General features: G+C 69.4%; 4 protein-coding genes and 1 pseudogene. 2 read left to right on the top strand and 3 right to left on the bottom strand.

Features of this window, described 5'->3' with window-relative positions:
- Together V7067_RS16965 and V7067_RS16960 are read left to right on the top strand one after the other, a co-directional pair.
- Positions 1–284 (top strand): annotated as a pseudogene (locus tag V7067_RS16965) (isocitrate lyase); the annotation flags it as partial.
- A 219-nt stretch (positions 285–503) separates the two neighbouring features.
- A complete protein-coding gene (locus tag V7067_RS16960) occupies positions 504–734 on the top strand; it encodes a hypothetical protein (RefSeq protein WP_334177069.1) in 231 nt (76 codons plus the stop codon).
- Between the two features lie 367 nt (positions 735–1,101).
- Here the strand turns inward: V7067_RS16960 and V7067_RS16955 are convergent, their stop codons facing one another.
- From V7067_RS16955 to V7067_RS16945, 3 genes are all read right to left on the bottom strand, one after another.
- Positions 1,102–1,902 (bottom strand): SDR family oxidoreductase, encoded by an 801-nt coding sequence (locus tag V7067_RS16955; RefSeq protein ID WP_334177068.1) that lies wholly within the window; start codon positions 1,900–1,902, stop codon positions 1,102–1,104.
- Positions 1,903–2,083: 181 nt separating this feature from the next.
- Entirely contained in the window at positions 2,084–2,515 is a 432-nt protein-coding gene (locus tag V7067_RS16950) for an HIT family protein (protein ID WP_334177067.1), read from the bottom strand.
- 136 nt (positions 2,516–2,651) lie between these two features.
- Positions 2,652–3,063: hypothetical protein (locus tag V7067_RS16945; RefSeq protein WP_334177066.1), on the bottom strand; the 412-nt coding region annotated here is incomplete at its 5' end.

The following is a 3,063-nucleotide window of genomic DNA, read 5'->3' as shown; positions in this document are numbered from 1 at the left end:
AGTTCCAGTTCGTGACGCTGGCCGGCTTCCACAGCCTCAACCACGGCATGTTCGAACTGGCCAACGGCTACCGCGACCGCGGCATGGGCGCCTACAGCGAGCTGCAGCAGGCGGAGTTCGACTCCGAGGCGATCGGCTACACCGCCACCCGCCACCAGCGCGAAGTCGGCACCGGCTACTTCGATCAGGTGGCGATGGCGATCTCGTCCGGCCGCTCCTCGACCACGGCCATGAAGGAATCGACCGAGACCGACCAGTTCACGACCGCGGCCGCCGCGGAGTGAGACCCCTTGGTAACGGCCGTACCTCGCCTCATACCTGACTGACGCCCTCCCGCCCGGATCGAGCACCGAAGCGGGAGGGGAAGGGCAACGCCCGGATAAAAGCGGGTCCGCCGCATCGGAAGCGGCGCGGCGGACCACAAAAATCAGGAAGGCCGGCAGTGCCTTCGTAACCCTCAAAACAACACTCGTTTCGGCGCACGGCGCCTCTGGGAGAAGACCATGAACAACAACACGCGCTTCTGGGTTGTCGGTGGCAAGTACAGCGACATGAACTTCTCGGACATCGTTCCGGGAACCGAGAACGTCTTCGGACCGTTCCCCACCCGCCGTCAGGCCGAGGACACCTGGCGTCAGGTCTCGCACGAGCACCGCAGCCAGTGCCTCACCCGCTTCGTCATCACGGCGGAAGGCAGCGGCCAGCGCGCGCAGGCCCTTCACGGCCACGCCTGAGAGAGCCGGGCAACACCATTGACCCATGCCATGCCCGGTCCGTGCGCAGACGGACCGGGCGCGGCGCCGGGGAACCGGGTGCGGAGTTTTCTCCCGTTCTTCGCGCCCGGGACCTCACAGGAGAGCGACGTCAGACAGAGCGCCTGAAGCCTTGCGGGAACTCTCCGCCCGCAGGCTGCGGCACGGCCCGAAGGCCGAAAGAGAAAACAGGGCCGGCGACTTCCTCCTCTCGCCGGCCGCCCGGCAGCGGCCGCCCTCTGTCCGACATGAGCCCTCAGAAGCCGCCGGCGCCCTCAGGAAGCGCCGGCGGCTTCGCGCTTTGAAAGGGGGGAACGGCGCGGGCGAGGAACGGAACGGGGCGGCGGCCTCACACCCAGCCGCCGTCGACGATGAAGTCCTGCGCGCTGCACATGGCGGCGGCATCGGAGGCGAGGAACAGCGCCATGTCGGCGATGTGGTGCGGCAGCACGCGGCCCTTCAGGCACTGCTTGCGCTCGATATCGGCGCCGCTCTCCGGCCTGACCCACAGTTTCAGCTGGCGTTCGGTCATCACCCAGCCCGGCACGAGCACGTTGACGCGGATGTTGTCCGGCCCGAGATCGCGCGCCAGACCGCGCGTCAGGCCCTGAACGGCGGATTTCGCGGTGGTGTAGGCGGGCATGCCGCCCATGCCGTCCATCCATGAGATCGAGCCGAAATTGATGACGGAGCCGCCGCCGAGCCGGCGCATCTGCGGCGCCACGGCCTGAATGGCGAAGAACATCGGACGGATCAGAATGGCCTGCCGGTCGTCCCAGTAGTCCGGCGTCACGTCCTCCAGCCGGTGGCGGTCGTCGTTGGCGGCGTTGTTGATGAGCACGCCGATGTCGCCGAGCGCGGCCTGCGTTGCGGCGATGGCGCCCTGCAGCGCGGCGATATCGCGGATGTCGCAGGGGATGAACAGCGGCGTGCGGCCGGTTTCCGCCTTAAGGCGCTGCACCAGCGCTTCGCTGGCCTCGCGGGCGATATCGACAAAGGCGACCCTGGCGCCCTGCAGCACGAAAGCCTCGGTCAGGGCGGCGCCGATGCCGCTGCCGCCACCGGTGATGAACACGGTGCGGCCGGCGAGATCGGGATAACGGGCGCGCACGGCCGGCGCGCCGGAAGCGGCGTCTGTCTTATCTGTCATGGTCGTTTCGTCCCCGGGGCGGGCGGCAGGGCCGGGGCTTTTCTGCCCGGTCGGCCGTGCCGGCGCCGTCTTGTTGATTGGTCTTGTTGCCGACTGGCGTTGCGGCGGTGCATTCACCGTCCGCCGGGTCCGCCCGGCCGCTGGCCGGCCGGGCGGTTCGCGATGTTAAGGGGCGGCTGCTTCAGAGGGCCGCGAGCGCGGCCGTCAGCTTCTGTGCGCCGGCTGCCAGCACTTCGGCCGGGGCCATGCCGCCGGTGTGGGGCTTCAGCGGCACGCCATCCCGACGCGGAATGACGTGGATGTGCAGGTGGAACACCGTCTGCCCGGCCGGGGCTTCGTTGAACTGCATGATGTTGATGCCATCGGCTTCAAACGCCACGGTTGCCGCCTGCGCCACCTTCTGCACCAGCGGCACGAGGCGGGCGAGCGCGGCGGGATCGGCATCGAGCAGGTTGCGCGACGGGGCCTTCGGGATGATCAGGCAATGACCCGGCGACTGCGGCATCGCATCCATGATGACGATGGCGTCGTCGTTCTCGAACACCTTGTGGCAGGGAATCTCGCCGCGAAGGATGCGGGCGAAGATGTTCTGGTCGTCATAGATCGCGGCCAAGGCGGGCCTCCGGAATCGGGTGGAACCACCTCCGGATATAAACCGCGCGGCGCCGGACGCGAAGACCCGGCGCCGCGCGCAGCCCCGTGCCTGCAACGGGCGGGGCGGGCGTGCGGGTGGCTCAGGCGCGGGTGGCTCAGGCGCGCTGGCCGGCGTGCATCACGGGGCGGGCCTGCGGGCGAAACAGACCGGGGAGGCCGCTGCCTGCCCCCCGCCTGCGCGCGAACAGCCGCTTCAGCCCGCCCGGCGCGCGCGCCGGTGCCTCGATTTCCTGCCGCGCCTTGAGGCGGGCGAGGAAGATCTGCGTCGCCTCCGAATAGAGCGCGATGTCGGGCACGTTCTCCAGCGCGATTGCCGCGCGGGTGCCGCGGTCGACGCCGAGGCGGATGCCTTCCACCTCCGCCACGATCTTCCGCCCGCCGGGCAGCGGCAGACCCAGCATCTCCACGCCGGCGGTGAAGTGCTCGGTGATGCCGACGAAGCCGAAGGCACCGAGCGGCACCGAGCCGACATAGCGCGATTGCAGGTTGCGGATGGCGGCATGGGCG

The organism is Pseudoxanthobacter sp., from assembly GCF_036822375.1.
Lineage (GTDB): Bacteria > Pseudomonadota > Alphaproteobacteria > Rhizobiales > Segnochrobactraceae > Pseudoxanthobacter.
The sequence above is the reverse complement of the archived record's forward strand: the minus strand, read 5'-3'. Positions and strand labels throughout refer to the sequence as shown.

Excerpts from the sequence above, each read along its gene's own strand:
- V7067_RS16955 (WP_334177068.1), bottom strand. The coding sequence starts at position 1,902 with ATGACAGATAAGACAGACGCCGCTTCCGGCGCGCCGGCCGTGCGCGCC.
- V7067_RS16960 (WP_334177069.1), top strand. The coding sequence starts at position 504 with ATGAACAACAACACGCGCTTCTGGGTTGTCGGTGGCAAGTACAGCGAC.